Below are 24,481 nucleotides of genomic sequence, written 5' to 3'. Positions count from 1 at the left end.
ATGCCCGACCCCTTCGCCTCAGCCCCGGTGCGCTCGCTTTCGCCCACCCGAGCCTTCGGCGCGGTGGACTGGGCGATGTTCGTCTCGATGGCGGGTATCTGGGGTTCGTCCTTTCTGTTCATTGCGATCGGACTCGAATCGATCAGCCCCGGCTTGGTGACCTTGTTGCGGGTGGGCCTGGGGGCACTCACGCTGGCCGTCTTGCCCGGACCACCCATGGCGGTCGACCCCGCCGACCGCATCAAGGTGGTGGCACTTTCGGTGCTGTGGGTGGCCATTCCGTTCACGCTCTTTCCGATCGCCGAACAGCACATCAACTCGGCGGTCACCGGATTGCTCAACGGCGCCATGCCCATCTTCACCGCACTGTTCGGCGTGCTGTTCTTTTCCACCCGCACCAGCGGGGCCCAATTGGCCGGGGTCGGGGTCGGCTTCATCGGGGTGATCGCCATCAGCGCCCCCTCCGCCGGTGAGGGTGGCACTCAGGCGTGGGGGGTGGCCCTCGTCGTCGTCGCCACCATGTGTTATGGCATTGCCATCAACCTTGCCGCCCCCTTGCAGGCCAAGTACGGCTCCCGTCCGCTGATGGGCCGCATGCTGGCGTTGGCAACGCTGTGGACGCTGCCCTACGGCCTGTGGGGACTGCCGTCGTCAGAGTTTGCAATTCGCCCTGCGCTGGCGGTTGCGGTGCTCGGCATCGTGGGCACCGGGCTGGCTTTTCTGATCATGGGCAGCCTGGTCGGCCGAGTGGGCGCAACCAGAGCCTCCTTCATCACCTACCTGATCCCCGTGGTTGCCCTGGTGCTCGGGGTGGTCTTTCAGGGCGACCAGGTCGAGGCGCTGGCCGTGATCGGTGTCGTCTTGGTGATCGGCGGCGCTCTGATGGCCAGCCGCTCCGAGACCCCCGGGACCACGCCGCCTGCGACCCCCACCTCGACGACCGTCGATGCAGCCGGCACCGAGGAAACGTCCTAGCGGTCGACCTCGCCCATGATCGGGTCGACCGACGAGATGATCGCCACCGTGTCGGCGATCATCGAGTCGCCCATCAGGTGGGGTAGCGACTGCAGGTTGTGGAACGACGGGCCCCGGATGTGCATGCGATAGGGCGTGCCCGAGCCGTCGGACACCATGTAGCAGCCCAGCTCGCCACGGGGACTCTCGATCGCCGTGTACACCTCACCCTCGGGCACTTTGAAGCCCTCGGTGTAGATCTTGAAGTGGTGGATCAGCGCCTCCATCGACTCGTCGATGCGGGCCCGAGGCGGCGGCGTGACCTTCTTGTTCTGAACCTTGTAGTTGCCCTTGGGCATCTGATCGATGCACTGGCGAAGGATCTTGATCGACTCGCGGATCTCGTTGACGCGAATGGCGTAGCGATCGAAGCAGTCGCCGTAGCTGCCAACGATCACGTCGAAGTCGAGGTGCTCGTAGGCCAGGTAGGGCTGCTCGCGGCGCAGGTCCCACGCATAGCCGGTTGACCGCAGGATCGGGCCGGTTGCGCCGAGGGTGATCGCCTCCTCGGCCGTGATGACGCCGACGCCCTGAAGCCGTTCCCGCCAGATCGGCTGACCGGTCATCAGCTTGTCGAACTCCTCCAAGCGACCGGGAATGAGATCGAGCACCGATTCCAGCTCGGCCTGCCAGCCATCGGGCAGGTCGGCTGCCACGCCGCCGGGCCGAATGAAGTTGTGGTTCATGCGCAGGCCGGTGACGAACTCCAGGAACCGCAGCGTCTCCTCACGCTCGCGCCAGCCGTACAACATCATGCCGACGGCACCCAGGTCCATGCCGTTGGTGGCCAGGTAGAGCATGTGGGAGCTGATGCGGTTGACCTCGCACAGCAGCGTGCGGATCCACGTGGCCCGCTCGGGCACCTCGACGCCCAACAGTTCCTCGGTGGCCAGCGAGAACACGGTCTCGTTGAACAGCGGGGCCGCGTAGTCCATGCGGGTGACGTTGGTGGGACCCTGGAGGTAGGTGAGCTGCTCACCGGTCTTCTCCATGCCGGTGTGCAGGTAGCCGATCACCGGGCGTGAGCGACGGATCGTTTCGCCCTCCAGCTCGAGCACCACCCGCAACACGCCGTGCGTCGAGGGGTGCTGGGGGCCGAGGTTCATGATCATGTTCTGATCCTCGGTGAGCCCCGAGTGCTCCTCGGCCTCGGATTCGGTCAGTCGCAGGACGTACTTGTCGTCGAGCAGTTCGGCGCGTGCGGCGTCGAGGGCGTCGAGCGCGGCCGACGGATCCAGTTCCTCGGGGGAACCGGCCAAGGAACTTGGGGCGTGTGATGACCCGCCGATGGACGACGCTGGATCGGTCGGCGCGTCCGAGATCGGTGCGGTTGGAGACGGCGCGTTTGGTGACACGACTGCTCAGGCCTCCTTGAACTGCACGGGGATGTCGCCCACTTCGAAGTCCTTGCGGAGCGGGTGCCCCTCCCACGAGTCGGGCATGAGGATGCGATCGACGCCCAGGTGGCCTTCGGGATGAATGCCGAAGAAGTCCCACACTTCGCGCTCCGGGAAGTCGACGGACGGCCAGATCGACATCAGGCTGGGAATGGTCGGATCATCCTCGGGCACCTGCACGCGCAGACGCAGCCGGCGGTGATGGCGGTGGTCGATCAGGCAGACGACCACCTCGAAACGCTCGCCTGTCACACCCCCGGGCAGGGGGCGATCCGGGTTCAACAGGTAGTCGACGCCGCACAGGTCGACACACATCCAGTACCCGTCGGCGCGCAGCAGTTCGGACACGTCGAGCAACCGCTCGCGGGGTACGAACATCACCCGCTGGTTGCCTTCCCCCGTCGTGGGAAACTCGGCGAACCGATCGAGCGTTGCCTCATCGGTGACGGCGGTATCGCTCATGAGCGGGGTGCCACGGTGACCGACTGACCCAGGTTGGGGCCATCGATGTGGATGTTGGCGCCGCCGTTGTAGCGTTCCCGCCGGCCAAGGATCTCGCCCGCACGGATCGACGCATGCAGCGTTTCGATGCCGTGCATCAGCGTCTCCGGGCCCGGGGGGCAGCCGGGCACGTACACGTCGACCGGGACCACCTGATCCACGCCCTGCACCAGGGCGTAGTTGTTGAACATGCCGCCGGTCGAGGCACACACGCCCATCGAGATCACCCATTTGGGGTTCATCATCTGGTCATAGATCTGGCGGAGCACCGGCGCCATCTTCTGGGAGACCCGACCGGCGACGATCATGATGTCGGCCTGACGGGGCGAGGCCCGAAACACCTCCATGCCGTACCTGGCCATGTCGTAGTGGCTGCCGCCGGTGGCCATCATCTCCAGTGCACAGCAGGCCAGACCAAACGTGGCGGGCCATGACGACCGGGTGCGGGTCCACTGCACCAGATCCTCCAACTTACCGGTGAGGAAGTTGTGCTCTAGGCCGGCGATGCCGTCGTTTCGGAAGGTCAGGTCGTTGCTCATCAGGCCGCCTCGGTCTCGGGGCGCGGGGTGGGGATGTCGACGACCGCGCCGCGACCCTCGGTGCCCACCCGACGCACGGTCGTCGTGGTCGTGCGGTGGGCGCCGATGCGGATATCGGATTTGCGAAGCCGCTTGATCGGCCCCCAGTCCAGCGCACCGTTGGAGACGAGGAACAGGAAGGGGATGAACAGCGTGGCCGAGAACAGCACGATGTCACCCAACCCGAAGCCACCCAACTCCCGGAAGATCTGGGTGAACGGGTACAGAAAGATGATCTCGATGTCGAACACGATGAAGATCATGGCCACCAGGTAGAACTTCACCGGGAAGCGCGAGGAAACGTCGACCTGATCGACGATCCCACACTCGTACGGTGCGTTCTTGCGGGGGTTGGGCTGAGGCGGGTTGAGCAGCCTGCCCAGCAAGGAGGAGATACCGGCGAACAGCGCGCCAAGGATCACCAGGGCCAGCACCGGCAGGAACTGGCCCATCGTCAGTCCTTCTCCTGCTCGTGAGCCTCGACCATGGCCATCTCGAGCTTGTCGCGATGGTGCAGCAAATAGGCAAAGGACACGAACAGCACCAAGCTGACGAGGGTGAACAAGGCAGGTACAAACCGTTTGTTGCCCAGGTTGCGCAGCTGGATCACCGACAGGGCATCCACATCGGTTCGGGGTTGGGTGGTCGCCGGCGGCTTGGAAGGATCGGGCTCGAAGTTCTTCGCCTGCCGCACGGTCACCACCGAGAGCAGGTCGGGGTTCTTCGGCTCGAAGATCGAGGTGATGCGCGTCCAAGCGCGGCTGAGCGCCGAAGTGTCATCGTCGGGCAGCTGCGGTTCGTCGGCCGTCTTGCCGCCGTAGAAGAAGACGTCCTCGACGAAGTAGTCCGCGGTTCCGGTAAATCCGGTCAGGCTGACCGACCGATCCGACGCCAGCACAGCGTCGGCAGCAGCCGTGGTTTCGCCCCGGCGGGTGTCCTGCTCGGACAGGATGCGCCAACCACCCAGTTCTTCGTTGAGGTCCTCACGGATCTGGGAGTCGAGTGACGCCACCTTCGACAGCGTCAAGCGATGTTCCTGAGGGTCGGTCTCTACCAGCGAAGCGAATGCCGGGTCTTCCATGGCGGTGGCTTTGATGTCCGGGTACCGGTTCAACAGTTCCACCGGGTCGGGCAGATCCTCAGGTCGGGGAAGCGAATTGACCTGCTCGGTGACCGTATCGGAATCCCGCGACATGTTGACTTCGATGGCCTGCCACGACGGATCTCGGCCCTTGAGGCCGATGCCGTACATCCACCACACGGAACTCATCAGGAAAATCCATCCGAACAACCCAGCAAGGGTGATCAGGATGCCCAGCTTCACGCCGGTGTTGGTCGAGATGATCATGAAAATCGAACCGGGTAGCACGGCGACGGCGACGGCCACCACGAGAATGCCCCGGATCGTCGGGTCAAACGTGATCGCTGCGATCAACGAGAACATGGATCAGCCCTCTTCGGTGGGATTGGTCGGGACCGAACCGGCGGGTGCGGCAGCGGTTGGCGCGGCGTCGGCCTGCCCTTGGGCATCTCCACCAGCGGGCACCGCCGGATTGACGGTGGGGTCGGGAGCGGCGTCAGCCGGGGCAGCCTCAGACGATGCCTGGGGAGCGTTGTCAGGGTTGGCGCTGGGAATGCGATCCAAGTTGCGTTCGTAGGTGACGACCGACCACACCTGAGATGGGTCGTACATGCCGAGCGTTCCCAGCTGGGGCACGCCCTCCGCATCGGCGTTGGGGTTGAGGCCAAAGCCGGGCATCTTGCCCGAGCCGACCGAGCGGCTGAAGTACTTCACGCCGTCCTCGGAACCGGACATGATGAACTCGAAGTGCTCGTTGGGTGTCGACCGGGTCTCGATGCCCTGCAGACGAGGCCCCATGGCGCCGTACTGCAGGTCGTCGAAGGTCTCGCCGCCCTGGCCGTATGCAGCGCCGGGTACGTGACACCGTGCGCAGTTGTAGGCGCCGGAGGCAGCGTCGAGGTTGAAGAGGATCTCTCCGAGCTGCAGCTCGTCCGCCTCATCGAGCCGCGACATCGCAAACTTCCTCTCGTCCGGCGCGAGGCCTTGGTCTTCCGCCTCGGCACCCGCCTCCTTCGCCTGAACGGGATCGACGGGCAGCGGCAGGTCGGCCACGGTCTTCTGAGTTCCGGAGAACTCGCTGAAGGCCGCAGCCTTGTCCTCGTTCACCTGGCGGACGTCCATCATCCGCTGGGCCAGACCCTTATCGATCTGGGAGACAGCGTCGTCGATCTCCTTCGTCATTTCCTCTGGCTTCAGCTGCACCGACCACAGGTAGTCGATCACCTGGTCGATCTGCTGCTCGGTGAGGGGGCCGCCGCCGGGCAATCCCCAGGCAGCCATTGGCGTACCGGGCCGGCCGTAGTTGAGGATGTAGCGGACCTCGTCGACCGAGAAGCGCCACAGCACGGTGTTGAGCGCCGGGGCGTTCCACTGCACCTGGTCGACAAACTCGCCCTGTTCGTCGGTGATGACGAACGTCGCCACGCCGCCGACGCCTTCGGCCGCGTGGCAGTTGACGCACTGGGCGCCCTGCTCGTAAATCTCCAAGCCCGCCTCGACGAACTTCTCGTCGAAGGACTTCACAGCACCGGCCTGACGGCCGGGTTCGGCCAGCCAGTACAGCGGCAGGGCGACGGCGATCAGCAGCAACAACCCCACCGCTGCCATCAGCGAACGGTCGAGCTTGGTGGTCTCCAGCTCGTCGTCGTCCAAGTACGGCTTGCGGTTGGCGGCCAGTTCAAGCTCCGAACCGATCTCCTGGCGGCCCTTGCGGGCCTGGATCACCAGGTAGGCCACGCCGCCGAGCGCGACGACGACGAGCACGAGAAGGCCGATCGATCGTTGCGTGGTCTGCTGGGCTAGCAGCATCGTCATGTGTGCGACTTTCGTGCTCGAGGTCGGGGATCAGCGAATACAGACTGGAGCCGGGCGGCCCTCAGCGCAAAATCACTCTTCGGCGGAGCCGATGCAGTGCGGGCCCTCGGCCTCTTGGCCGGTGGTGTTGGTACCGATCGGGGGGCCTTCGACGATGGCTCCGGTGTTGACAACGAAGTTGCCGCCGGAGATCTCCATGGCGAAGCGGTCCATGCCACGAGGGGCAGGGCCGGCCTTTTTTTCACCGACCTGGTTGTACTGACTGCCGTGACAGGGGCACTCGAACCACTGTGAGGTGCCGCAGTCGGGAACGCGGCAACCGAGGTGGGGACACTTCTGGTAGAGGGCGAGCAGGCCCGCTTCCATGCCGACCAACTCGGGTGGGCTGTACACGCTGCGGGCCTTCTGCAGGGCGGCGCTGGGAAAGCGGACCAACCAGGCACGGGCTTCCGGCTTGTAGAGAAAGCCGCCACCCCCATCGATCGCCGACTCGAGGTCGGCAACCTTGCCCATGTTGATCTTGGAGCCGAACCCGCTAGAGCCGGTCGGCCACAGGAAGGCCACCATCGAGGCCGCTCCGAACGTGGCGGCGCTAAACGCTGTCAGCGTGACCGCCGACCGGTTGAGGAACTGCCGACGGGTGACGCCAATCGTCTCGGGGTCGGGCGGGGTGAAGGTGGCCACCTCCGCCTTGGAGGCGGGAACGACCTCCTTGGACACACGCTCGATCTCGGCGCTCTGCTCGACCATGCGGCCGGCCGGCACACTCTGACCCTGCTTGGCCTTGCGCTGACGGCGGTCGTTGCGCAGCGTCTCGCCCTTCAGGTCGCCGACGGCCCGCTCGCTGTTGCGGCGCAAAGCGGTGGCCAGGACCATGACGGCGGCCAGAACGACCAGAACGATAACTGCAATGAGGATCACGCCCATGGCGTCGCTCGCTTCCTCTCCGTCCACCCGGGACGGATGAATCGGGGTTGTGTGACGTGGCGGTGAGTGTTGTGGCGTTGGTCCATGTCAGCCTGGCTCAGAACTCGAAGAAGATGCCGTCACGCCACGGCAGCGTGAAGTTGAAGCCGGGTCCCCGGAAGAACGAACCGATGATGGTCAGGACGCCCCAGAACATCAGGTGCACGGTCATCAACGCGATGGCGAACTTCCGGAACTCCGGCTTGTTCGAAGGGTTCTTGTCGATGTACGGCGCCAGGATCAACAGGAAGATGCCCATGCCGGGAATGGTCACGCCGGCGACCATCGGGTGGAACATCGTCAGCAGTTCCTGAAGGCCCAAGAAGTACCAGGGAGCCTTCGAGGGGTTGGGCGTCTGGTTGAAGTTGGCCAGATCCTGCAGCGGAGCGTTGACCACCCAGGAGAAGATCAACAGGAACGCCGTCACCAAGAGGGCTGCTACGAACTCGATGAGCAGGAGGTGTGGCCAAGTGTGGACCTTGTCCATCGGCTTGGCCTTGACGTCCTGGATCGAGCCGGACTTCACCACGGTGAGCAGGCGCTGGGTGTGTCCACCCGGGCCGGCGGCCGTCGGAGGCCCTGGGGGCGGAGCGGTCGCTACCGCCGTGCCACCACCGGTGGGCGCCACGCCGGCTGCGTCGCCGCCGCCGGCCTGCTTGGCCTTGGCGGCCTTGGAGCGCTCCAACAAGTGCGCCGGGATACGGCTGTCACCTGCCGGGGCAGCATCGCCGCCGCCCGCATCAGCGGGCGCCTCGGTCTTGGCCTTGTCGCGGGCGGCTTGAGCCCGCTTGAGGAGATGTTCGGGAACTTCGGTCATGGGTGTTCCTCTCCTAGAGCGGTCCGGAGATGCCGCCGTCCTTACGGACTCTCCAGAAGTGGATAGCCATAAAGATCACGGTCACGAACGGGAAGAATAGGACGTGGAGTACGTACCATCGAAGCAGTGTATTGGAGCCGATCTCGCCTCCGCCCAGCAGCACGAAACGCACCTGCTGACCGAACACCGGCGTGTAGCCCATCATGTTGGTACCCACCGTCACCGCCCACAGGGCCAGCTGGTCCCACGGCAGGAGGTAGCCGGTGAAGCTGAGCAGCAGGGTGAGGGTCAGCAAGATGACGCCGATCACCCAGTTGAACTCGCGAGGCGCCTTGTAGGCGCCGTGGTAGAAGACCCGGGCCATGTGGAGGAACACCGAGAGCACCATGAGGTGGGCACCCCACCTATGCATGTTTCTGACCAACAACCCGAACGTGACCGAGGTCTGCAGCTGGTAGATGTCACCCCAGGCCTGGGCGGCGGTCGGCCGGTAGAAGAACATCAAGAAGATGCCGGTCACCGTCAACAGGATGAACAGGAAGAAGCTCAGGCCACCCAGGCACAGCGTGTAGCTGACCTTGACCGCGTGGCGCTTCACCTTGACCGGGTGTAGGTGGTACAGCACCGAGTTCATCACCACATAGCTGCGGTTTCTCGGGCTGTCCGAGTATCCCTTCCGGAAAATGGATCCCGGACGGAAGATGGAGTTCCACGCTTGGGAACCCTGGGTATCGGCCCACAGCTTCGTCATCCGCTCTTGGAGCTTTTGAGTGCCGCCGGAGGACATGGTCTTGGCCACGAACTACTCCCTGATCTCAGTCGTCGTTACTGCTCAGCCCAACCGCATCCCATAGCCGTAGCCATGGGTTGGGGTGCGCTGATGTTGGTCGCCGCCGGCGGCGGGAGCCCCGATCTTGCCGAGGATGATGACGCCCGTCGGGCATCGGTCGACGCACAGTGCGCACCGGGTGCACACGTCGTCATCGATGAGAAACATCACCTGGTCGGACGGATCCTGACCGGGTTGCTCGGTGTCGATGGCCTCCTCGATCGCGTCCGGGGTGACCATGTGGATGCACTTCCACGGGCAGATGTCCACGCAGCCTTCGCACATGATGCATTCGGACTGGTCAATGTGGATGAACTGCTTGGGCTTGACCGCCCGGCCCAGGTAGTCGGCGTCGACCTCCTGGAGCACGTAGTCGTCGACGAACTCGGGAAGCGGTGGGTTGGCATCGGTGACAGCCATCGACTCACCCCTTTTTCACGAGCGGGCGGCCATAGGTGGAGACCGGCACCGGCTTCGTCGTGCGCTGCGAACGGTTTTGCCACCAGGCCCAGATCCAGATGTTGAACCCCAGTCCGACGATGTAGATCATCGTGGCGATGACGTCACGGGCGACAACGGCCGGGATGTTGATCGGGAACCAGTTGAGCCAGGTGCCGTCCGGACCGAGCCACACCAGGTCGCTCCGCCAGCCGAGTTCGGCGTCGGCAAAGGTGAGCCACTGGTGGGGCACCACCGCATAGGCCCAGAAAAACACGCCGAAGACGTAGGTGGCACCCACCATCGCCTCGCCCCAGGTGAGGGGCGTGCCCTCGGGTCGACGCTTGGCGTAGGGGAACACCGGGAGGATCATCAGAACCAGGATCACGATTGTGGTGATGAAGGCAACCACTGATTCTCCTCGCTAGCTGGGATTGGACGAAGTCGGTCCCAAACGGACCGGGTGGGATCGGACTGAACTCTACCCATCGGGTCCGCAGTTCGTGAATCGGCTCACAAGTGCGTCGACGGCGGGTTGGAGTCCGTGACGGTTTACCACTGCGGCGCCGCGAGGCACCAGATGGCGACCGATTCGCCGAGCTGTGTTGTTGGGGCTTCAGGGTCGGTCCTAACATAGCGAGCGTGACCGAGATCCCCGAACACCTGCTGGCCCGCAGCCGTGAACGCCGCGCTGCGCTGGGCCTTGGCGGCGACGATGCCGGCGGCAGCGCCGCCGCACCGGCGCCGGCCACTTCGGCCGCTCCCGCGACGAGCGCGGCGGCCACCCCGGCCCGGGCGCCCGCCGCCGCTCCCCCGGCTCCGCCGAAGCCACCCAAGCCCGACCTTCCCTGGGTGGCGGCCGCCAAGCGGCGTCGCAAAGTCCCCGCCTTCGCCCAGGCGATGCTGGTCGGTCTGCCCCTCTGGGCGCTGATTTTCGCCTTCACCAACGATGTACCTACCTCCGACGAGCTCACGCCCTTGGCCTCGGGCGCAGAGGTGTACGGCACCAACTGCGCGGCATGTCACGGCGCCGGCGGCGGCGGCGGCAGCGGTCCCGCACTGGCCGAGGGTGCCCTGCTGGTCACCTTCCCCGATCCGGCCGAACAGGTGCGTTGGCTCTACCTGGGCTCGGACGGCTGGAAGACCGAGGTCGGTCCCACCTATGGCGGGGTCAACAAGGCGGTGGGCGGCGGCATGCCCGCCTGGGCCAGCCTGTCCGGCGAGGAACTGCTCGACGTCACCCTGCACGAGCGGACCACCCTGTCGGGCGAAGAGTTCAACCTCGAGGACTGGCAGGCCGTGCTCGATGACCCGATCTTGGCCGACAAGCAGGCTGAGCTCCAGGAGACGCTCGACAAGTGGGAAGCCGAGCCACCGGTCGAGTAATCGTTCCCTCCTCACGACGGCCACGCTCGTCGAAAGCGGTCGTGCGCATTACCGCACGGCTTTAAGCAGCAGGCTCCGGCCGCTATGACCACGCCCGGCTTCGACCGCGAGGCAGGCTGAGGGGTCCCCCATGCCTGGAGAACTCCGATGACCGCCACGCTCACCCCAGCCGACGTCGCCCCCAACGCGCCCGTTCCGGTGTCCCCGATCGCCGGTGCGACCGCTCAACCCAATGGCGTCCCACCCGAAGGTGGACGTCGACACCAGGTGCTCGTCATTGGGGGCGGACCAGCCGGCGCCGCCACCGGCTACTGGCTGGCCAAGGCCGGCATCGACGTCGCCATCGTCGAAAAGGGTGTTTTCCCTCGCGACAAGACATGTGGTGATGGGCTGACCCCCCGCGCTGTCACCCAGCTTCAGGACATGGGCCTGAGCGATGAGCTGGAGCGGTTCCACAAGTACTCGGGCCTTCGCACCATCGCCCACGGCCGCACGATGGAGCTGGCGTGGCCCGACCACCCGATCCACCCCAACTACGGCTACGTCGTGAAGCGCTGCGACCTGGACACCTTCGTTGCCGACAACGCCGTCGCCGCCGGAGCGGTGATGCACCAGGGCACCGAGGCGGTCGGCCCGGTCTTCGAGGGCGGCCAGTTGATGGGCGCCACCGTCAAGCACAAGGCGTCCGGCGAGACCTATGAGTTGCGCAGCGACTTCGTCGTCGTCGCCGACGGGGCCAAAGGCCGCTTCGGCCGGGCGCTCGGCACCGCCAGAAACCGCGCGATGCCCCAGGGCATGGCGATCCGTGGCTATTACGAGAGCCCGCTGCACGCCGACCCGTGGATCGAATCCGCCCTCGACGTTCGCGACCGTCAGGGCAACGCGGTGCCCGGCTACGGCTGGGTCTTCCCGCTGGGCGACGGCACGATCAACGTCGGCATCGGACTGTTGTCCACCTTCTCGGGTTTTAAATCGGTCAACACCAGCCACCTGATGACCGAGTGGGCCCACACCCTGCCCGACTACTGGGGCATCGACCCCACCGCCCCGATCGAGGCGCCCACCGGCGGGCGCCTGCCGATGGGCGGCTCGGTCAACCCCAAGGTCGGCCCCAACTGGCTGGTGGCCGGCGACGCCGGCGGCTCGATCAACCCGTTCAACGGCGAGGGTATCGATTACGCCTACGAGACCGGCCGCATCGGCGCCCGGCTGCTACGCGAGAGCATCGAGGGCGGCTCAGCCATCCCCCTTCAGCGCTACCCGCAGCTGCTCGATGACGAGTACGGGTTGTATTTCAAGGTCGGCCGTCTGTTCGCCCAGATCATCGGTCGACCGGCACTCATGCATCAGCTCACCCGGGTGGGCATGCGCAGCCGCACGTTGATGGAGTGGGTCCTGGCGATCATGGCCAACCTGCTGCGCCCCGACGAGCTGGGTGCGGCCGAGCTGGCCTACAAGTCGGCTGCCACGATCGCACGGGTCATCCCCGAACGGGTGTAGCGCTGCCCGTGCCGAACCGAACACACCGCCCACCACCCACCGTTTGCGGCGCGGTCTGGACCCAAGGCCGCCAGACGACCAGGATCCGGTGATGGGCAGCAGCACAATGGGTCCTCGGTTGATCGGACGCGTCTCCCTGGCCGTCGGGTCACGGCGATGACGCAGCCACCACCGTCCCCCGCGTTGGGGTCAATGTCGAGACCGAAGCCGACCGCCCCCGCCGCCGTGTACTCGAGCGGCGGAACCCCGGCCGAAGAGGAACTGCTCGGGTACCAGCGCTCGCCCGTCGACCTGCTCCGGGTGTGCATCTTTGCCGTCATCGCTGCAGCGCTGATCGTGGTGATGCTCCTCGTCCAGGATTCGGTCGTGCGACTCGAAGGCGATGCCGTCCGGTTTCTCGACCGGCTGCCCGGCACGATCGAGCGGATCATCCACGGGTCGCTCGAATGGCTGGGCTTCGTCGTCATCGGGGCCATCGTGCTCGTCCCCCTCGTCACGAAGCGTTTCCGGTTGTTCGGCTACGTGTTCGTCGCCGACGTCTTCGCGATCGGTGCGATGGCCCTCGTCCTGCACTTCGTCGACCGCAGTACCCCCAAGGCGATCGTCGCCCAGCTGACCGCACGCGACGGCATCACGGTGGCGACGACCTCGGGAGCGCTGGGCATCGCCGTCTGGACCGCATCGTTCATCGTGCTCGGCCCCTTTGTCGTGTCGCGTTGGCGTCGGGCCGGCAAGATTGGGATCACCGTCCTGGTCGTCATCCGCTTGGTCGTCTCCTACAACCTGCCCGGCACCCTGATCATGGCCCTCCCGATTGGAGCCACGATCGGGGCTGCTGTGCTGTACGCCTTCGGGCGGCCCGATCGCCGCCCGAGCGCCGCGAGGATCACGAAGGCGCTGGTCAACGACGGCTTGGCCGTGCGGCAGCTCAGCATCCTCGCTACCGACACCCCCGGATCGACCCGGTGCGAAGCGGTGCTCGAGGATGGCTCGCAGCTGCACGTCCGAGTGTCCGGGGAGGAACGCCGGGCCGCCGACCTGCTCAATCGGCTGTACCGGTTTATCCGCTACAAGCACGCCGGGGACGACCGCCCGTTCGCCTCGCTGGAGCAGAGCATCGAACACGAAGCGCTGATGACGTATGCAGCGAGGGACGCCGGGGTTCGAACGCCCAAGGTGCGTGGGATCGCTCCCACCGGTCTCGAGTCGGTGCTGATCGCCTATGACCACCTCGACGGGCGGCCCTTTGGAGACCTCAAGGTTCTGCCCTCCGACGACCGCTCGGTCGACGACGACGGCGGTGGCCCGGTCGAGACCGGCTCCAAGGATCCGACCGCCCTCGACGATGCTCAGGTGCGCGATGCGTTTGCCCAGCTGGTCTCGCTGCGCCGGCGCCAGATTGCCCACCGACGGATCGGACCAGACTCGCTGATCCTCGGGGCGGACGGCTTGGTCTCGCTCGTCGACTTCGCCTTCGGCGAGCTGGCGGCTGACGACGCTGCGCTCGACGCCGACGTCGCCCAGGCGCTCGTGGCCGTTGCGCTACTCGCAGGACCAGAGCGAAGCGTACGTCCCGCCGTCGAAGTGCTCGGGGCCGACGCGGTCGTTCGGGCCCTGCCTCGCCTGCAGACACAGGCGCTCGACCAGCCGACACGCAAGGCGCTCCGCCCCCACAAGCATCTGCTCGACGATCTGCAACGGGCGGCGCGTCAGGAGACCGACGTCGAGGACGTACAGCTCGCTCAGCTGGAACGGGTCGACAAGAAGACCGTGCTGATGCTGGTCGTTCTCGCCGCCGCCACCTACGCCATGCTCCCGCAGATTGCCAACGTGCCCAAGATGGTCCAACGGCTCGGCGAGGCCAACTGGTGGTGGATGCCCGTGATCGCCGCCTTCACCGCCGTCACCTACGTCGGCGGGGCCGCCGGACTGGCGGGCGCCGTGCCTTTACGTCTGCGACCCGGTCCGCTGGTCGTTTCACAGCTGGCTGCGTCCTTTACGGGCACCCTGGCGCCGGCAGGGGTGGGCGGTATGGCGCTCAGCGCCCGCTTCCTCCAGAAGCAGGGCGTCGACAAGGCTGTGGCTGTGTCGGCGGTGGGCCTCACCACCGTGGCCGGCTTCCTCGTCCACATGTCGATGCTCGCCATCTTCGTTATCTGGGCAGGCCGTCGCGCATTCCGCGGCGTCTCGCTCCCCAAGCCGGAATCGCTGCTCATCGGGCTTGCTGTCGTCGCCGTGTTGGCCGGCCTCGCACTGCTGGTGCCGGCCACACGTCGGCTCTTGCGCGAGCGCGTCTGGCCGACCATCAAGCGATCCGCCGATGGCGTCTCCGACGTCGTGCGCCGTCCGGCCAAGATGCTGGAGCTGTTCGGCGGATCCGCGCTGGTGACGTTCGGCAACATGTTCGCCCTGTACTTCGCCGTCGTGGCCCTCGGCGGCGGCCTGCCGCTGGCCTCGATCGGAGCGGTCTACCTGATCGGTGCCAGCGTGGCATCGGTGGCGCCGACCCCGGGGGGCATGGGCGCCATCGAGGCCGCATTGGTCAGCGGGCTGGTCGCTGCCGGCCTGACCAACGCCGCAGCGGTGCCAGCGGTCATCCTGTTTCGCCTAATCACCTTTTGGCTGCCCAACCTTCCCGGCTGGATCGGGTTTCGCTGGCTCCAGCGCCACGAGTACATCTGACGTCGCAGCGAAACCCGACCACACGGGTCGCTACATCGCCCAGCCACACGGGTCGCTACATCGCCCAGCCACACGGGTCGCTACATCGCCCAGCCACACGGGTCGCTACATCGCTCCTCGCGACGACAACACCACTGGCAGGGTCTTGGCCAGGATGCCAACGTCGACCAGGATCGACCAGTTATCGACGTAATACAGGTCGAGACGCTGGTAGTCGGCAAAGGACGTGTTGCTGCGACCGTTGACCTGCCACATCCCCGTGATGCCGGGCTTGACCCGCAGTCGGTTGTACAGCTCGGGGTCCCACTCGGCCATCTCCGAGGCCAGGGCCGGGCGGGGGCCCACCAGGCTCATCTCCCCCCGCATGACGTTCCAGAGCTGAGGCAACTCATCAAACGAGGCCCGACGCAACCAGCGACCGACCCGCGTGATGCGCGGGTCGCCGCTCATCTTGAACATTGGACCGTCGGCCTCGTTCAGCTTGTCGAGTTCGGCCAGTCGGGCTTCGGCATCGATGACCATCGTCCGCAGCTTCAGCACCTCGAATGGCCGGGCATGCTGCCCCACCCGTGTCTGGCGAAACAGCACCGGCCCAGGCGACGTCAGCTTGATCGCCACAGCAGCACACAGCAGAAACGGCGATGCGAGAACAAGCCCCAAGCCGGCGAGCAGCAGGTCGAAGCTTCGCTTCGCTGCGGTCCGCCAGCCGTAACGCGCCACCGGCTCGACGTAGGCGACGGGAAATCGACCGAGCGGCCGCACGGTGAGTCGATGGGAGGCGATGTCGCGCAGCGGCCAGGTGATCTCGACGTGCAACCGCGCCTCGGACAACTCCCGAACCAAGCGGTTGGAGCGTTCCAGGCTCATCGCCGTGGTGGCGATGATCACGCCCTGAGCCTCTTTGGCATCGGCCAACTCCACCAGATCCTCGCTCTGGTGATACACCGGGATGCCATCGATCGTCTCGGGGGCATCGGGGTCGTCGTCAACGAAGGCGACCACCTCGTAGCCGAGGTGTTTCTCGATGACGAACATGGCCGCCAGCGCCTGGGCCTCAGCGCTCGTGCCGACCAGGAGCACGCGCTTGGTCGATGCCCCCCGGTAACGACGACGGGCAAAGATCCGCCGGGCCGCGTAGCGCTCGGCCCCCAGCGCCAGGTTGCCGACCACCAGCAGCCCGGCGAAATAGCCGCGCGAGATCGCCAGGTCGAACAGCGAGGCGATCACGACCAGCGCCACGATGCCGATGAAGATGGCGTGGGCGCCGCGTCGAACCTCGTCGATCAGTCTGGCGACAAACCGGGTGGTGTAGAGCTTGTGCTGCACGAACACCGTGGGCCACACGGGGACCGACAGCACCAACAACGCCAGGTGCCGGCGCCAGTCCCCGGGCCCCCACCCACCCAACCGAGCTACGACGAGCATCACGACCAGCGAGCTGGCCAACATCACGACCGTATCGACGGTCGCCAACACCACCTTGGCGGCAAGCCCCGGGTGGCCGAGGGAGGGCGACCGAAAGTCGAAGTCGACCAGCTGTCCCGCAAAGTGGGATTGCCGCATCCCAACCGCTTCTGTCGCCATGTGCGCCGCTCCCGCCAAGGTGCTCTCGCAAGCGCCCTTCAACCGGTGTACTTCCACCGAGGACGCGACCTTGAGTGTATCCAATCCGGGTCCACTATAGCGGGGTGGAATCAGGGTGATTCAAGAGCTATGTCGGGTTCACCCACCCTCCCGGATGAGATTCAGACGACAATTCCCGGGTTTACGGAAGTGCGTCCAGGACATCGTCGGGGGACACGGGACCCTGCCATGAGTCGACGACCTTGCCGTCGGCGTCCAACAGGATGCCGGCCGGTTGGGCCCGAATCCCGAGCATCTGCCACGAGTCGAAACCATCTTCCCAGAGCAACCGGGTGGCGGACATGTCGAATTCGGAACCGAATGTTTCTGCGTCGGCGAAGGTGTCCTGGGTGCCCAGGCCCACCACGGTCAGGTCATCTGAATGCTCTCGAGCCAACTGCTCGATGTCGGGAGCCTCTGCCCGACAGACGGGTCAAAAGGGGGCCCAGAACCACAGCAGGGTTGGCCGGTCTGTGGCGGCCACATCGGCGAGGGCCACCTGAGAACCGTCGGCGACGACCCTGAGGTTGATGGCGTCTGCCGCCTCTGCATCGAGCGGAGCCTCGCCGCCGGAGCGCGACGCGCTTGGTGCAGCATCGCCATCCGCAACGGCGCTCGGCTCGTCACCGCCGCAGCCCACGGCCAGGAGTGCGCCGGTCAGGACCACCCCACCGACGACGGAACGGATTGAAAGCGCACGTCCTGGCCGCAATGCACCGGACCGCTGGGTCACAGGATCGGGGACGGGGGTCACACCCTTCACGGTATCCCTCGTCGGATCGGCCTCAACATCACCTGCGCCGCTTCGGCTCACCGAGCGGGTCCTCCTGACACGTGGGGCACCAAAAGGTGACTCGCTGGCCCGCGCCCATCCGTCGCGTGGCGATCGGCGTGGCACAGCGTCGACACGACGCGCCGGCTCGCTCGTACACGGCCAGACCACCGGGGACCGTGCGACGCTGCCCGCCGACCAGGTTGGCACGCAGTTGACGCGCAGCGGTCGTAACCAGCCGACGACGCGCCGCACGGTCGAGCGAACCGACGGGGGTGGCGGGGTGGAGCTTCAGGGCCCAACACACTTCGTTGCGATAGACGTTGCCGACCCCGCAGCAACAGCGCTGGTCGAGCAACACATCACCCACGTCGGCGTCCGGTTCGGCGAGCCGCTCGATCGCCTCGACCGCAGCGTCGAGGTCGGCGTCGACCAGGCACAGGTCAGGCCCCAGGTGGGCGAGCGGTGAACGGGAAGTACCGAGGTCGGCGACCGGCCAGGTCCGCACCATCGGGGCCGAAAAACACAGGGCCTGCCAATCCCTGACGTCGACTCGGCAACGGAGGAGGTGCTGCGGTTTCGGCCACCGTCCACCCGTCTCGACCAGCCTCCAGGTGCCGGCCATCTGCAGATGGGTGTCGATGATCAACCCACCGGAACAGCCGATCAGCAGGTGTTTGCCCACAGCCCGAACCCAGTCGATCCGTTCACCGGGTCGAGGGCGGAGCCCTTGGAGGCGCGGCGCTTCGAAGCGCACCAGCTCGCCGCCCTCGAGCGCCGGTCGAAGCCGGGCGGCGGTCTTGTACAGGGTGTCTCCCTCGGGCATCGTCACAGGATGCCGCCGCCAGCCGCCGACGCCACCTCGGTCGTGGCACACTGAGGGTCCCCGCATGCGGCGGGCGCGAAGCGGGTACCGCTACCACGGTCCCGCCGTGAACCCAGGAGCACCGATGCCTACCGAAGTAGCACTCGCACGAGCCAGGATGCTGGCCGACAACCTGATGATCTCGGAAATTCCTGATCTGCGCTCGCGGGTGGCAACCCGGCTGGCCGAGCTGGAGTCCAGCCCGGAATCGGGCCGGGCGCACCGCCTGGCGGAGCAGATCTCACAACTGCTCGACGAAGCGGAGGGATTGGACGACGCTCAGCGGGCGCTGCTGCGAGGAGCGGTGGAGTACTTCGTGCTCGAGGACGATTTCGAACCGGGTCTGCAGGACGACGCCGAGGTCGTCCGTTCGGTCAGGGCCGAACTGGGCCTTACCGAGGTACCCGACCTTTTGGCAGCCGATGCCGCCGAACCCGAGAAGCGGTCCGCCCCCGCAGTGCTGCCGGCCGACGAGGAAGCGCTCGAACTGATTGAGGACGATCGCGATCAGGTGTTCGAGGACTCGCCAGAGCTGTGAGCGACCAGGGAGCGGGCGGCGAAGGTTCGTTCGGCGAGGTGGAGGTGGTCCACCCGTCGGCCAACGGCAACCCCTTGGCCGAGTCGGGTTGGCTCAGCCCTGAGCGGCTGGGTTCGGCCCGTGACTCGGTGCCGATGGTGTACGTCAACGCCGTGCCGGTTCGGGTCAACACCGCCGGCGAGGTGGTTGAGGTGGGCCTGCTGTTGCGCATGTTGCCCGACGGCTCGATGAGCCGGGCGGTCGTCTCCGGGAGGGTCCTGTACGGGGAGCGGGTGCGCGACGCCCTGCTGCGGCACCTTGCCAAAGACCTGGGGGCCGACGCCGAGCCCCGGCTGCCGGCCTCGATTGCCCCCTTCACCGTTGTGGAGTACTTCCCGGACCGGGAGGTCACCGGCTTCCACGATCCTCGCCAGCATGCGATCAGCCTGGCCTACGTCGTGCCGGTTGGCGGCCCGTGCTCGCCGGCCCAGGATGCCCTCGACCTTGCCTGGATCACCCCCGAGGAAGCAATCTCAGTGGCGACCGGCGGCGAGATGGCCAACGGCCAGGGACGCCTCATCCGCATGGCACTCGCCCACGCAGCCGCCCTGCCCTGACCGACGGGCCTGCCCCGATCATGACGTTGCGTCGCAACGGCGCCGCCCTGATCGGTGGCCTGCCAAGCTGACGGCGTGTCCATCAACTCCACGCTCGATCCGCTGCGCTCCGAACTCGACCGGTTGGACTACCTGGCCGACGAGGGCCTGGCAATGGCCCTGTTCTTGGCCATGCGGCTGAGCCAACCGCTCCTGTTGGAAGGCCCTTCCGGCGTGGGCAAGTCCTCCGCCGCCACGGCGCTGGCCGCTGCGCTGCGCACCCCGCTGATCCAATTGCACTGCTACGAGGGCAGCACCGCCGACGACGCGCTCTATCGGTGGAACCGGCCCAGACAGGTGCTGGCGCTCCGGCGGGCCGAGGCCACAAACGACCTTCCCACCGACCAGGCACAGGACGTCAGCCCGGCAGCGACGCCGGCGACGTCGCTGGACGACCTCTTCACCGCGGACTTCCTCATCGACGGGCCGCTGCTGCGTGCGGTTCGCCACGACGACGAGGTGCCAGCTGTACTCCTGATCGATGACGTCGATCGAAGCGACGCTCGCTTTGAGGCCCTGTTGGTGGAGTTTCTCGGGCAGATGTCGGTGACCGTGCCCGAAATCGGCACGTTTGGCCCCAAGGTTCCGCCGATCGTCATCATTACGTGCAACGGCAGCCGTCCGCTCAGCAACGCACTCAAACGGGGCTGCCACTACCACCGGATGGAGCACCCGTCGGTCGAACGAGCGGTCGAGATCGTCCGCCGCCGAGTGGGTGACGCCGGGCTGCCGCTGATCGAGGCAGCAACCGCATTCGTCTTCGAGGTACGGACACTCGACCTGGACTACCCGCCAGGGCTGGCCGAGTCGATCGACTGGGTCGCAGCCCTCACCGCACTCGGCCTCGTCGAGTTCGAGACGAACGTTGCCCGCTCTACTCTGGGCTCGATCGCCAAGACCCCCGAGGACCTCGAGGCGATCGGCTCTGCGCTGGACGGGCTGGCCGATTCGCCCTGATCAGCGCACCACGGCGCATGAGATAATGAGGCCATGTTCCGCCACGTGCTGCTGCTGACCATGCGAGATGACGCCGACGACACCCAGGTCAACGCCTTGGTGGACGCGCTGCGTTCCCTTCCCGCCCAGATCCCCGAGATCGTCTCCTACCGAGCGGGCCGGGATCTGGGGCTCCGCGACGACACCGCCGACGTGGCCATCGTGGGCGAGTACGCCGACGAGGCCGCTTGGCGCGCCTACCTGGCCCATCCCGCGCACAGGGCCGTCGTCACCGATCACGTGGAACCGCTGGTCGCGCACCGCCAGTCGGTTCAGTTCCACGACTGACGGCGCCACAGCGACGCCACCCTATGTGGTGCGGCATCCGGTTCCTCAAGATCGTCGAGGGTCACGATGATTCCGGAAGGGAGCGCAGAAACCGTCCGGCACCCGTCACGAGCACACCCGGGGGCAGGCGGCCGATCAGGCCACGGTCGGAGGTGACGACCGTTGTTTCAGGATGGTCGCCGTAGCGGGCCTCCACTTCCTCGACGATGCGATCGTCGGCGGCGTCCCGGCCCTTCCGTCGGGCATAGAGCACTTCGAGGTTGCCGCCGGCCGCCGCCGAGATCGCGTCATCGGGCGATCCGTCGAACACGAGCGCCAGCGCAGCGTCGATCGACCGGGCCCAGCGTCCTACCCGTTCGGCCAGCCGCGCGGCCGCTGCGGACGGGTCGTTCCACCACCCGTCGGCAGCAGATCCCATCACGTTGTTACCGTCGATCACCCAGAGTGGCGTGGACTGTCCCTCCGCCACCGTGTGCTCCACCCCCGGGCGCTCCACCCCCGCGTCTTCCGCCCCCGTATTCACCGTTGGGCCACCGAGACCTCTCGCCCGCCGGTGACCGACAGCAGCTCGCCATAGCTGGTGCGGTACACACTCTTCGGGGTGCCTGCCGCCGCCCAGAGCTCGCCGACCTCGCTGAGCGAGCGATCGACCAGCACGGTGAGGCCGCGGGGTAGCCCGGCGGGGCTCACACCGCCGATGGCAAAGCCGGTGCCGGACCGCACGGAATCCGCATCGGCCCGCCCGATCGTGGCGCCGTCGAGGGCGGCCCCCAACGCCTCGGTGTCCACCCGGTCGTCGCCGCCCATCACCACAATGATGGGTGCGCCGTCGGCGAGAAACACCAGGGTCTTGGCGATCTGGGCCTGCAACACGCCCAAGGCCGCCGCCGCATCGGCGGCAGTGCGGGTCGACTCGTCAAAGTGCCGAACCTCGGCGTCGATCCCGGCCGCGTCGAGGGCCTCAACCACCCGGGCGACGCTGCCGGACGTGCTCGCCGTTGGGGCGACACCTGCGTTCGTAGAGGTTTCGTTGCTCATCATCGAATGATCCCATGTTCAGCGACCGTGCGGCCGATCCCGGGCAGCCGCTCACGTCTCAAACGGGTTGATCACCAACAGACCGACAAACCGGTCAAAGTCGGCCACGTTTCGGGTGACCAAGGCCATGTCGTGCGCCAGCGCGGTCGCTGCGATGAGGGAGCCGGCAAGCGGAGCAGGATCGGGCACGTGGAGCGACGCCGCCAGAGCGGCGACCTGACCGTCGATCGGGAGCATGCGTCTCGCAAACGTCGGCATCACCGCCTCCGAGAGCCAGGTTCGCAGGACACTTCCGGTTGCCCGGTCACGCCGTTCCGCGAGGAGCACGCCAAGCTCCAGTTCACAGAGCGACATCGTCGACAGATACATCTCCGTCGCCGGCACCCCGTCCGCCCAACCGATCAGACCCGGATCGGCCTGTGATCGGGATTTGCGAAGCTCCGACACGATGCAGGTATCGAGGACAAACATCAGTCAAACATCGCGGGCGTGCCGTGCTCGCGGGAGCGTGGCGGGTCGAACTCGATGTCACCGATACCCTCGGGCAGGGACAACAGCTCGGCGACGTTGGCTTCGCCGTCGGCGAGACGGCGGTAGTCCTCGATGGTCAACAACACGTGCGCTGGTCGCCCTCGATCGGTGATGTACACCGGACCGTGAGCCGATGCCCGCTTTGCTGCACCCGTGTCGTGGTTGAACTCCCTACTGGTGAATTTGGTCGGTGACATGACCTCTCCCTTCCCTGCCTGCCCAATGTAGCAACGTTGCTGCTTTTGATCACCGCAGATCGAACCCTCAGCCAGCTCCTCGCCATCGCGCCGTCGCTATAGCGTCAACTGAATGTCGTGGAGGAGCGAAGCGAAGGTCGAGGAGTACTTGGGCCGGGTGTGCCAGCTGGAGGCAACGCAATGATCACAGCCCTGAGCTTCGATGCCGACCAGACGCTGTGGGACTTCGACGCCGTGAAACGTCGGGCACTTCGGGCGACCATCGCCGAGATGGAGCGGCGCGGCGACGTGCCGGCCGGCGCCGTCACCCCCGAGGCGATGGACCAGGCGCGGGACGTGCTGGTTCAGCGGTTCCGCGGCGCCACCCACCGGCTCGAGGAGGTGCGGGAGCGGTCCTTTGCCGAGGTGCTGACTGCGCAAGGCCACCCAACGCCCGATGCCGCGGCGGCCGTCCTCGTCGAGCACTACATGAACATCAGGTTCAACCAGATCGAGCTGTTTGCGGACGTCGCCCCGGCGATCGCCTTGCTGAAGGGCCGCTATCGACTGGGTCTGCTCAGCAACGGCAACACCTACCCGGAACGGTGCGGGCTCCACGACACCTTTGACGCTGTGGTGCTCGGCCCCGACCACGGGTTCGAAAAGCCGGACCCCCGGGCGTTCGCCATGGTCGCATCCCAGCTGGGGGTCGACGTCACCGAGATCGCCCACATCGGCGACGACTGGGACCACGTCGAGGGCGCCAACGCAGCCGGTGCCACCTCGATCTATCTCAACCGAACCGGTGATAACCCCGGGTTCCGATCCGACGCAGACCATGAGGTGCGCGACCTCAACGAACTGGTGCGGCTCCTCGGGTCGCTGCCATTCAGTTGAGCCAAACCGAGCGGCCCGTCCACCCGCAGCAATCTTCTCTGCCCGCCAAATCGACGGACGCTGGTCGCCTTGCTGACCAACGAGGCCGGCGTTTGGGGCACACTTGACCAGGATGACCAGACGACGAAGTGCTCGAATCAGTGACGGTGCGTGGGACGCAATGCTTGAAGCACTTGCTGTTTTCTACTGGTACAAGCGCGACCTCGAGCGGTTCCTACGAAGTGCCCTCGCCGACCACCCCGAGGTTCTCTCCCGTATTAGCTTCGAAGCATCCTCAAAGCGACAGGTCGCAGTCGAAGTCGTCACCCAACTTCAGACCAATGAATCTCGATACCAAGAGACCGCCCTCGACCTGCTCGAACGCCTGGCTGACTACCCCGACGCTTTTGACGGCCTCGCACGAACGGAAGACGGGCCCTCCAAAGTCAAGGTTGCGCAAGCAGCCCTGAGGGCGGTCCAGGCTGTAACGAGCCAGAACCGCGATCTTCTCAATGCCCGAGACGAGACGCTTCGGCGGATTCAAGATGATCTCGAACAATCAGCTACGCGACGTACGCACGAGGCGGTGCTGGCTGAACTCAATGCTGAATTTATGGTCTTGCACTCCCAGAAGACAGACCCACAAGGTCGAGGCATTGAATTCGAGCGGCTCTTGGAGCGGCTATTTGCCCTGCACGATCTCGATCCAAGGGCTGCCTACAACATCGACCACGAACAGGTTGATGGCGCATTCACGTTTCGCACCGATGACTACCTGATGGAAGCAAAGTGGTGGAAGGTACCCGTCGACCCCAGGGAACTCAATCACTTCCGCGCCAAAGTTGAATCGAAGGCAGCCAACACTCTCGGCCTCTGCATCTCAATATCGGGTTTTACGGAGGGCGCACTCCTCAAGAGAACGGAGCGCTCTCCGCTGATCCTCATGGACGGGGCTGATCTAGTCGCCATCCTGGAGAACCGGATCTCGCTCGCAGAAGTTCTCGAACGAAAGCGTCGGCATGCCGTCGAGACCGGCAACCCGTTCTATTCCGTCAGAGAAATGCACGGCTGAGATCCTTTCGTCGCGTGTCGTGCGCCAGTTGGTAGGGACCAGTTTTGGGGGGTTGCGCCACCTGGTA

At 66.0% G+C, this 24,481-nt stretch carries 29 protein-coding genes; 10 read left to right on the top strand and 19 right to left on the bottom strand.

Annotated features, from left to right (window positions below; all coding sequences use genetic code 11):
- Nucleotides 1-975 (top strand): DMT family transporter, encoded by a 975-nt coding sequence (locus tag PKD89_RS10535; RefSeq protein ID WP_289011644.1) that lies wholly within the window; start codon nt 1-3, stop codon nt 973-975.
- Here the strand turns inward: PKD89_RS10535 and PKD89_RS10530 are convergent.
- The 11 genes from PKD89_RS10530 to PKD89_RS10480 form a co-directional block, all read right to left on the bottom strand.
- Nucleotides 972-2,273, bottom strand: coding sequence for an NADH-quinone oxidoreductase subunit D (locus tag PKD89_RS10530; RefSeq protein ID WP_287375653.1), 1,302 nt, complete (start codon nt 2,271-2,273; stop codon nt 972-974). The two genes, PKD89_RS10535 and PKD89_RS10530, sit on opposite strands and share 4 nt — an antisense overlap.
- Nucleotides 2,274-2,375: 102 nt before the next feature.
- Complete coding sequence (locus tag PKD89_RS10525) at nt 2,376-2,873, bottom strand: NADH-quinone oxidoreductase subunit C (protein WP_289011641.1); 498 nt, start codon at nt 2,871-2,873, stop codon at nt 2,376-2,378.
- Nucleotides 2,870-3,451, bottom strand: a complete 582-nt coding sequence (locus PKD89_RS10520) for an NADH-quinone oxidoreductase subunit B family protein (RefSeq protein ID WP_320412775.1) — start codon at nt 3,449-3,451, stop codon at nt 2,870-2,872. The genes PKD89_RS10525 and PKD89_RS10520 overlap by 4 nt, the downstream gene beginning before the upstream one ends.
- Nucleotides 3,451-3,942 carry an NADH-quinone oxidoreductase subunit A gene (locus PKD89_RS10515; protein WP_287375648.1) on the bottom strand — a complete coding sequence of 164 codons (492 nt, stop codon included), beginning with the start codon at nt 3,940-3,942 and terminating at the stop codon, nt 3,451-3,453. The genes PKD89_RS10520 and PKD89_RS10515 overlap by 1 nt, the downstream gene beginning before the upstream one ends.
- Before the next feature lie 2 nt (nt 3,943-3,944).
- A complete protein-coding gene (locus PKD89_RS10510) occupies nt 3,945-4,934 on the bottom strand; it encodes a hypothetical protein (protein ID WP_287375645.1) in 990 nt (329 codons plus the stop codon).
- A 3-nt stretch (nt 4,935-4,937) separates the two neighbouring features.
- On the bottom strand, nt 4,938-6,386 hold the full coding sequence (locus tag PKD89_RS10505) for a c-type cytochrome (protein WP_289011639.1): 1,449 nt from the start codon (nt 6,384-6,386) through the stop codon (nt 4,938-4,940).
- A gap of 72 nt (nt 6,387-6,458) precedes the next feature.
- A complete protein-coding gene (locus tag PKD89_RS10500) occupies nt 6,459-7,313 on the bottom strand; it encodes a ubiquinol-cytochrome c reductase iron-sulfur subunit (protein ID WP_287375641.1) in 855 nt (284 codons plus the stop codon).
- Between the two features lie 97 nt (nt 7,314-7,410).
- Nucleotides 7,411-8,169: a menaquinol-cytochrome c reductase cytochrome b subunit gene (locus PKD89_RS10495; protein ID WP_287375638.1), complete on the bottom strand. Its 759-nt coding sequence runs from the start codon at nt 8,167-8,169 to the stop codon at nt 7,411-7,413.
- 13 nt (nt 8,170-8,182) lie between these two features.
- On the bottom strand, nt 8,183-8,920 hold the full coding sequence (gene extP / locus PKD89_RS10490; protein ID WP_051012058.1) for a selenite/tellurite reduction operon b-type cytochrome ExtP: 738 nt from the start codon (nt 8,918-8,920) through the stop codon (nt 8,183-8,185).
- Nucleotides 8,921-9,001: 81 nt separating this feature from the next.
- Complete coding sequence (locus PKD89_RS10485; protein WP_287375633.1) at nt 9,002-9,418, bottom strand: 4Fe-4S binding protein; 417 nt, start codon at nt 9,416-9,418, stop codon at nt 9,002-9,004.
- Nucleotides 9,419-9,422: 4 nt separating this feature from the next.
- On the bottom strand, nt 9,423-9,848 hold the full coding sequence (locus tag PKD89_RS10480; RefSeq protein WP_287375630.1) for a hypothetical protein: 426 nt from the start codon (nt 9,846-9,848) through the stop codon (nt 9,423-9,425).
- 230 nt (nt 9,849-10,078) lie between these two features.
- On the opposite strand from PKD89_RS10480, the gene PKD89_RS10475 reads away from it, so the two are divergent.
- The 3 genes from PKD89_RS10475 (at nt 10,079) to PKD89_RS10465 (ending at nt 15,004) form a co-directional block, all read left to right on the top strand.
- The gene (locus PKD89_RS10475) at nt 10,079-10,822 is read left to right on the top strand and encodes a c-type cytochrome (protein WP_287391037.1); all 744 of its coding nucleotides are present in this window, start codon (nt 10,079-10,081) and stop codon (nt 10,820-10,822) included.
- A 147-nt stretch (nt 10,823-10,969) separates the two neighbouring features.
- The gene (locus PKD89_RS10470) at nt 10,970-12,322 is read left to right on the top strand and encodes a geranylgeranyl reductase family protein (protein WP_287375624.1); all 1,353 of its coding nucleotides are present in this window, start codon (nt 10,970-10,972) and stop codon (nt 12,320-12,322) included.
- A gap of 192 nt (nt 12,323-12,514) precedes the next feature.
- The gene (locus PKD89_RS10465) at nt 12,515-15,004 is read left to right on the top strand and encodes a lysylphosphatidylglycerol synthase transmembrane domain-containing protein (protein ID WP_289011635.1); all 2,490 of its coding nucleotides are present in this window, start codon (nt 12,515-12,517) and stop codon (nt 15,002-15,004) included.
- A gap of 105 nt (nt 15,005-15,109) precedes the next feature.
- Here the strand turns inward: PKD89_RS10465 and PKD89_RS10460 are convergent, their stop codons facing one another.
- The 4 genes from PKD89_RS10460 to PKD89_RS10445 form a co-directional block, all read right to left on the bottom strand.
- On the bottom strand, nt 15,110-16,567 hold the full coding sequence (locus tag PKD89_RS10460) for a sugar transferase (RefSeq protein WP_324332428.1): 1,458 nt from the start codon (nt 16,565-16,567) through the stop codon (nt 15,110-15,112).
- A gap of 202 nt (nt 16,568-16,769) precedes the next feature.
- Nucleotides 16,770-16,991 carry a TlpA family protein disulfide reductase gene (locus PKD89_RS10455; protein WP_289011633.1) on the bottom strand — a complete coding sequence of 74 codons (222 nt, stop codon included), beginning with the start codon at nt 16,989-16,991 and terminating at the stop codon, nt 16,770-16,772.
- A 69-nt stretch (nt 16,992-17,060) separates the two neighbouring features.
- Complete coding sequence (locus PKD89_RS10450) at nt 17,061-17,381, bottom strand: hypothetical protein (protein WP_289011632.1); 321 nt, start codon at nt 17,379-17,381, stop codon at nt 17,061-17,063.
- Between the two features lie 37 nt (nt 17,382-17,418).
- Complete coding sequence (locus tag PKD89_RS10445) at nt 17,419-18,225, bottom strand: DNA-formamidopyrimidine glycosylase family protein (protein WP_289011631.1); 807 nt, start codon at nt 18,223-18,225, stop codon at nt 17,419-17,421.
- 124 nt (nt 18,226-18,349) lie between these two features.
- Here PKD89_RS10445 and PKD89_RS10440 point away from each other — a divergent pair, with 124 nt between their 5' ends.
- The 4 genes from PKD89_RS10440 (at nt 18,350) to PKD89_RS10425 (ending at nt 20,721) form a co-directional block, all read left to right on the top strand.
- Nucleotides 18,350-18,802 (top strand): hypothetical protein, encoded by a 453-nt coding sequence (locus PKD89_RS10440; protein ID WP_287375604.1) that lies wholly within the window; start codon nt 18,350-18,352, stop codon nt 18,800-18,802.
- A 44-nt stretch (nt 18,803-18,846) separates the two neighbouring features.
- The gene (locus tag PKD89_RS10435; RefSeq protein WP_425591244.1) at nt 18,847-19,398 is read left to right on the top strand and encodes a DUF4916 domain-containing protein; all 552 of its coding nucleotides are present in this window, start codon (nt 18,847-18,849) and stop codon (nt 19,396-19,398) included.
- A 75-nt stretch (nt 19,399-19,473) separates the two neighbouring features.
- Nucleotides 19,474-20,394, top strand: a complete 921-nt coding sequence (locus PKD89_RS10430) for an AAA family ATPase (protein WP_289011630.1) — start codon at nt 19,474-19,476, stop codon at nt 20,392-20,394.
- 33 nt (nt 20,395-20,427) lie between these two features.
- Complete coding sequence (locus tag PKD89_RS10425; protein ID WP_289011628.1) at nt 20,428-20,721, top strand: Dabb family protein; 294 nt, start codon at nt 20,428-20,430, stop codon at nt 20,719-20,721.
- Between the two features lie 61 nt (nt 20,722-20,782).
- Here the strand turns inward: PKD89_RS10425 and PKD89_RS10420 are convergent, their stop codons facing one another.
- From PKD89_RS10420 to PKD89_RS10405, 4 genes are read right to left on the bottom strand one after another with little or no spacing between them, the layout of a single operon-like run.
- Nucleotides 20,783-21,244 carry an NYN domain-containing protein gene (locus PKD89_RS10420; RefSeq protein WP_289011626.1) on the bottom strand — a complete coding sequence of 154 codons (462 nt, stop codon included), beginning with the start codon at nt 21,242-21,244 and terminating at the stop codon, nt 20,783-20,785.
- A complete protein-coding gene (locus tag PKD89_RS10415; protein ID WP_287391021.1) occupies nt 21,241-21,759 on the bottom strand; it encodes a YbaK/EbsC family protein in 519 nt (172 codons plus the stop codon). Before PKD89_RS10415 ends, PKD89_RS10420 begins: the two co-directional genes overlap by 4 nt.
- Before the next feature lie 51 nt (nt 21,760-21,810).
- On the bottom strand, nt 21,811-22,230 hold the full coding sequence (locus tag PKD89_RS10410) for a type II toxin-antitoxin system VapC family toxin (protein ID WP_287375475.1): 420 nt from the start codon (nt 22,228-22,230) through the stop codon (nt 21,811-21,813).
- Nucleotides 22,230-22,487: a type II toxin-antitoxin system Phd/YefM family antitoxin gene (locus PKD89_RS10405; protein ID WP_289011625.1), complete on the bottom strand. Its 258-nt coding sequence runs from the start codon at nt 22,485-22,487 to the stop codon at nt 22,230-22,232. The genes PKD89_RS10410 and PKD89_RS10405 overlap by 1 nt, the downstream gene beginning before the upstream one ends.
- 180 nt (nt 22,488-22,667) lie before the next feature.
- Between PKD89_RS10405 and PKD89_RS10400 the strand changes: the two genes are divergently transcribed.
- Nucleotides 22,668-23,363 carry an HAD family hydrolase gene (locus PKD89_RS10400; protein ID WP_289011624.1) on the top strand — a complete coding sequence of 232 codons (696 nt, stop codon included), beginning with the start codon at nt 22,668-22,670 and terminating at the stop codon, nt 23,361-23,363.
- Nucleotides 23,364-23,523: 160 nt separating this feature from the next.
- Nucleotides 23,524-24,414, top strand: coding sequence for a restriction endonuclease (locus tag PKD89_RS10395; protein WP_287375482.1), 891 nt, complete (start codon nt 23,524-23,526; stop codon nt 24,412-24,414).
- Nucleotides 24,415-24,481 lie beyond the last annotated feature (67 nt).

Origin of the sequence: Candidatus Neomicrothrix sp., assembly GCF_035329545.1 — a bacterium.
Taxonomy (GTDB): domain Bacteria; phylum Actinomycetota; class Acidimicrobiia; order Acidimicrobiales; family Microtrichaceae; genus Microthrix; species Microthrix subdominans.
The sequence above is the reverse complement of the archived record's forward strand: the minus strand, read 5'-3'. Positions and strand labels throughout refer to the sequence as shown.

Bases quoted from the DNA above. Each gene is read 5' to 3' on its own strand.
- PKD89_RS10535 (WP_289011644.1), top strand. From the start codon at position 1: ATGCCCGACCCCTTCGCCTCAGCCCCGGTGCGCTCGCTTTCGCCCACC.
- PKD89_RS10525 (WP_289011641.1), bottom strand. From the start codon at position 2,873: ATGAGCGATACCGCCGTCACCGATGAGGCAACGCTCGATCGGTTCGCC.
- PKD89_RS10520 (WP_320412775.1), bottom strand. From the start codon at position 3,451: ATGAGCAACGACCTGACCTTCCGAAACGACGGCATCGCCGGCCTAGAG.
- PKD89_RS10515 (WP_287375648.1), bottom strand. From the start codon at position 3,942: ATGGGCCAGTTCCTGCCGGTGCTGGCCCTGGTGATCCTTGGCGCGCTG.
- PKD89_RS10510 (WP_287375645.1), bottom strand. From the start codon at position 4,934: ATGTTCTCGTTGATCGCAGCGATCACGTTTGACCCGACGATCCGGGGC.
- PKD89_RS10505 (WP_289011639.1), bottom strand. From the start codon at position 6,386: ATGACGATGCTGCTAGCCCAGCAGACCACGCAACGATCGATCGGCCTT.
- PKD89_RS10500 (WP_287375641.1), bottom strand. From the start codon at position 7,313: ATGGGCGTGATCCTCATTGCAGTTATCGTTCTGGTCGTTCTGGCCGCC.
- PKD89_RS10495 (WP_287375638.1), bottom strand. From the start codon at position 8,169: ATGACCGAAGTTCCCGAACATCTCCTCAAGCGGGCTCAAGCCGCCCGC.
- extP (WP_051012058.1), bottom strand. From the start codon at position 8,920: ATGACGAAGCTGTGGGCCGATACCCAGGGTTCCCAAGCGTGGAACTCC.
- PKD89_RS10485 (WP_287375633.1), bottom strand. From the start codon at position 9,418: ATGGCTGTCACCGATGCCAACCCACCGCTTCCCGAGTTCGTCGACGAC.
- PKD89_RS10470 (WP_287375624.1), top strand. From the start codon at position 10,970: ATGACCGCCACGCTCACCCCAGCCGACGTCGCCCCCAACGCGCCCGTT.
- PKD89_RS10465 (WP_289011635.1), top strand. From the start codon at position 12,515: ATGTCGAGACCGAAGCCGACCGCCCCCGCCGCCGTGTACTCGAGCGGC.
- PKD89_RS10460 (WP_324332428.1), bottom strand. From the start codon at position 16,567: ATGCGGCAATCCCACTTTGCGGGACAGCTGGTCGACTTCGACTTTCGG.
- PKD89_RS10445 (WP_289011631.1), bottom strand. From the start codon at position 18,225: ATGCCCGAGGGAGACACCCTGTACAAGACCGCCGCCCGGCTTCGACCG.
- PKD89_RS10440 (WP_287375604.1), top strand. From the start codon at position 18,350: ATGCCTACCGAAGTAGCACTCGCACGAGCCAGGATGCTGGCCGACAAC.
- PKD89_RS10425 (WP_289011628.1), top strand. From the start codon at position 20,428: ATGTTCCGCCACGTGCTGCTGCTGACCATGCGAGATGACGCCGACGAC.
- PKD89_RS10415 (WP_287391021.1), bottom strand. From the start codon at position 21,759: ATGAGCAACGAAACCTCTACGAACGCAGGTGTCGCCCCAACGGCGAGC.
- PKD89_RS10410 (WP_287375475.1), bottom strand. From the start codon at position 22,230: ATGTTTGTCCTCGATACCTGCATCGTGTCGGAGCTTCGCAAATCCCGA.
- PKD89_RS10405 (WP_289011625.1), bottom strand. From the start codon at position 22,487: ATGTCACCGACCAAATTCACCAGTAGGGAGTTCAACCACGACACGGGT.
- PKD89_RS10400 (WP_289011624.1), top strand. From the start codon at position 22,668: ATGATCACAGCCCTGAGCTTCGATGCCGACCAGACGCTGTGGGACTTC.
- PKD89_RS10395 (WP_287375482.1), top strand. From the start codon at position 23,524: ATGCTTGAAGCACTTGCTGTTTTCTACTGGTACAAGCGCGACCTCGAG.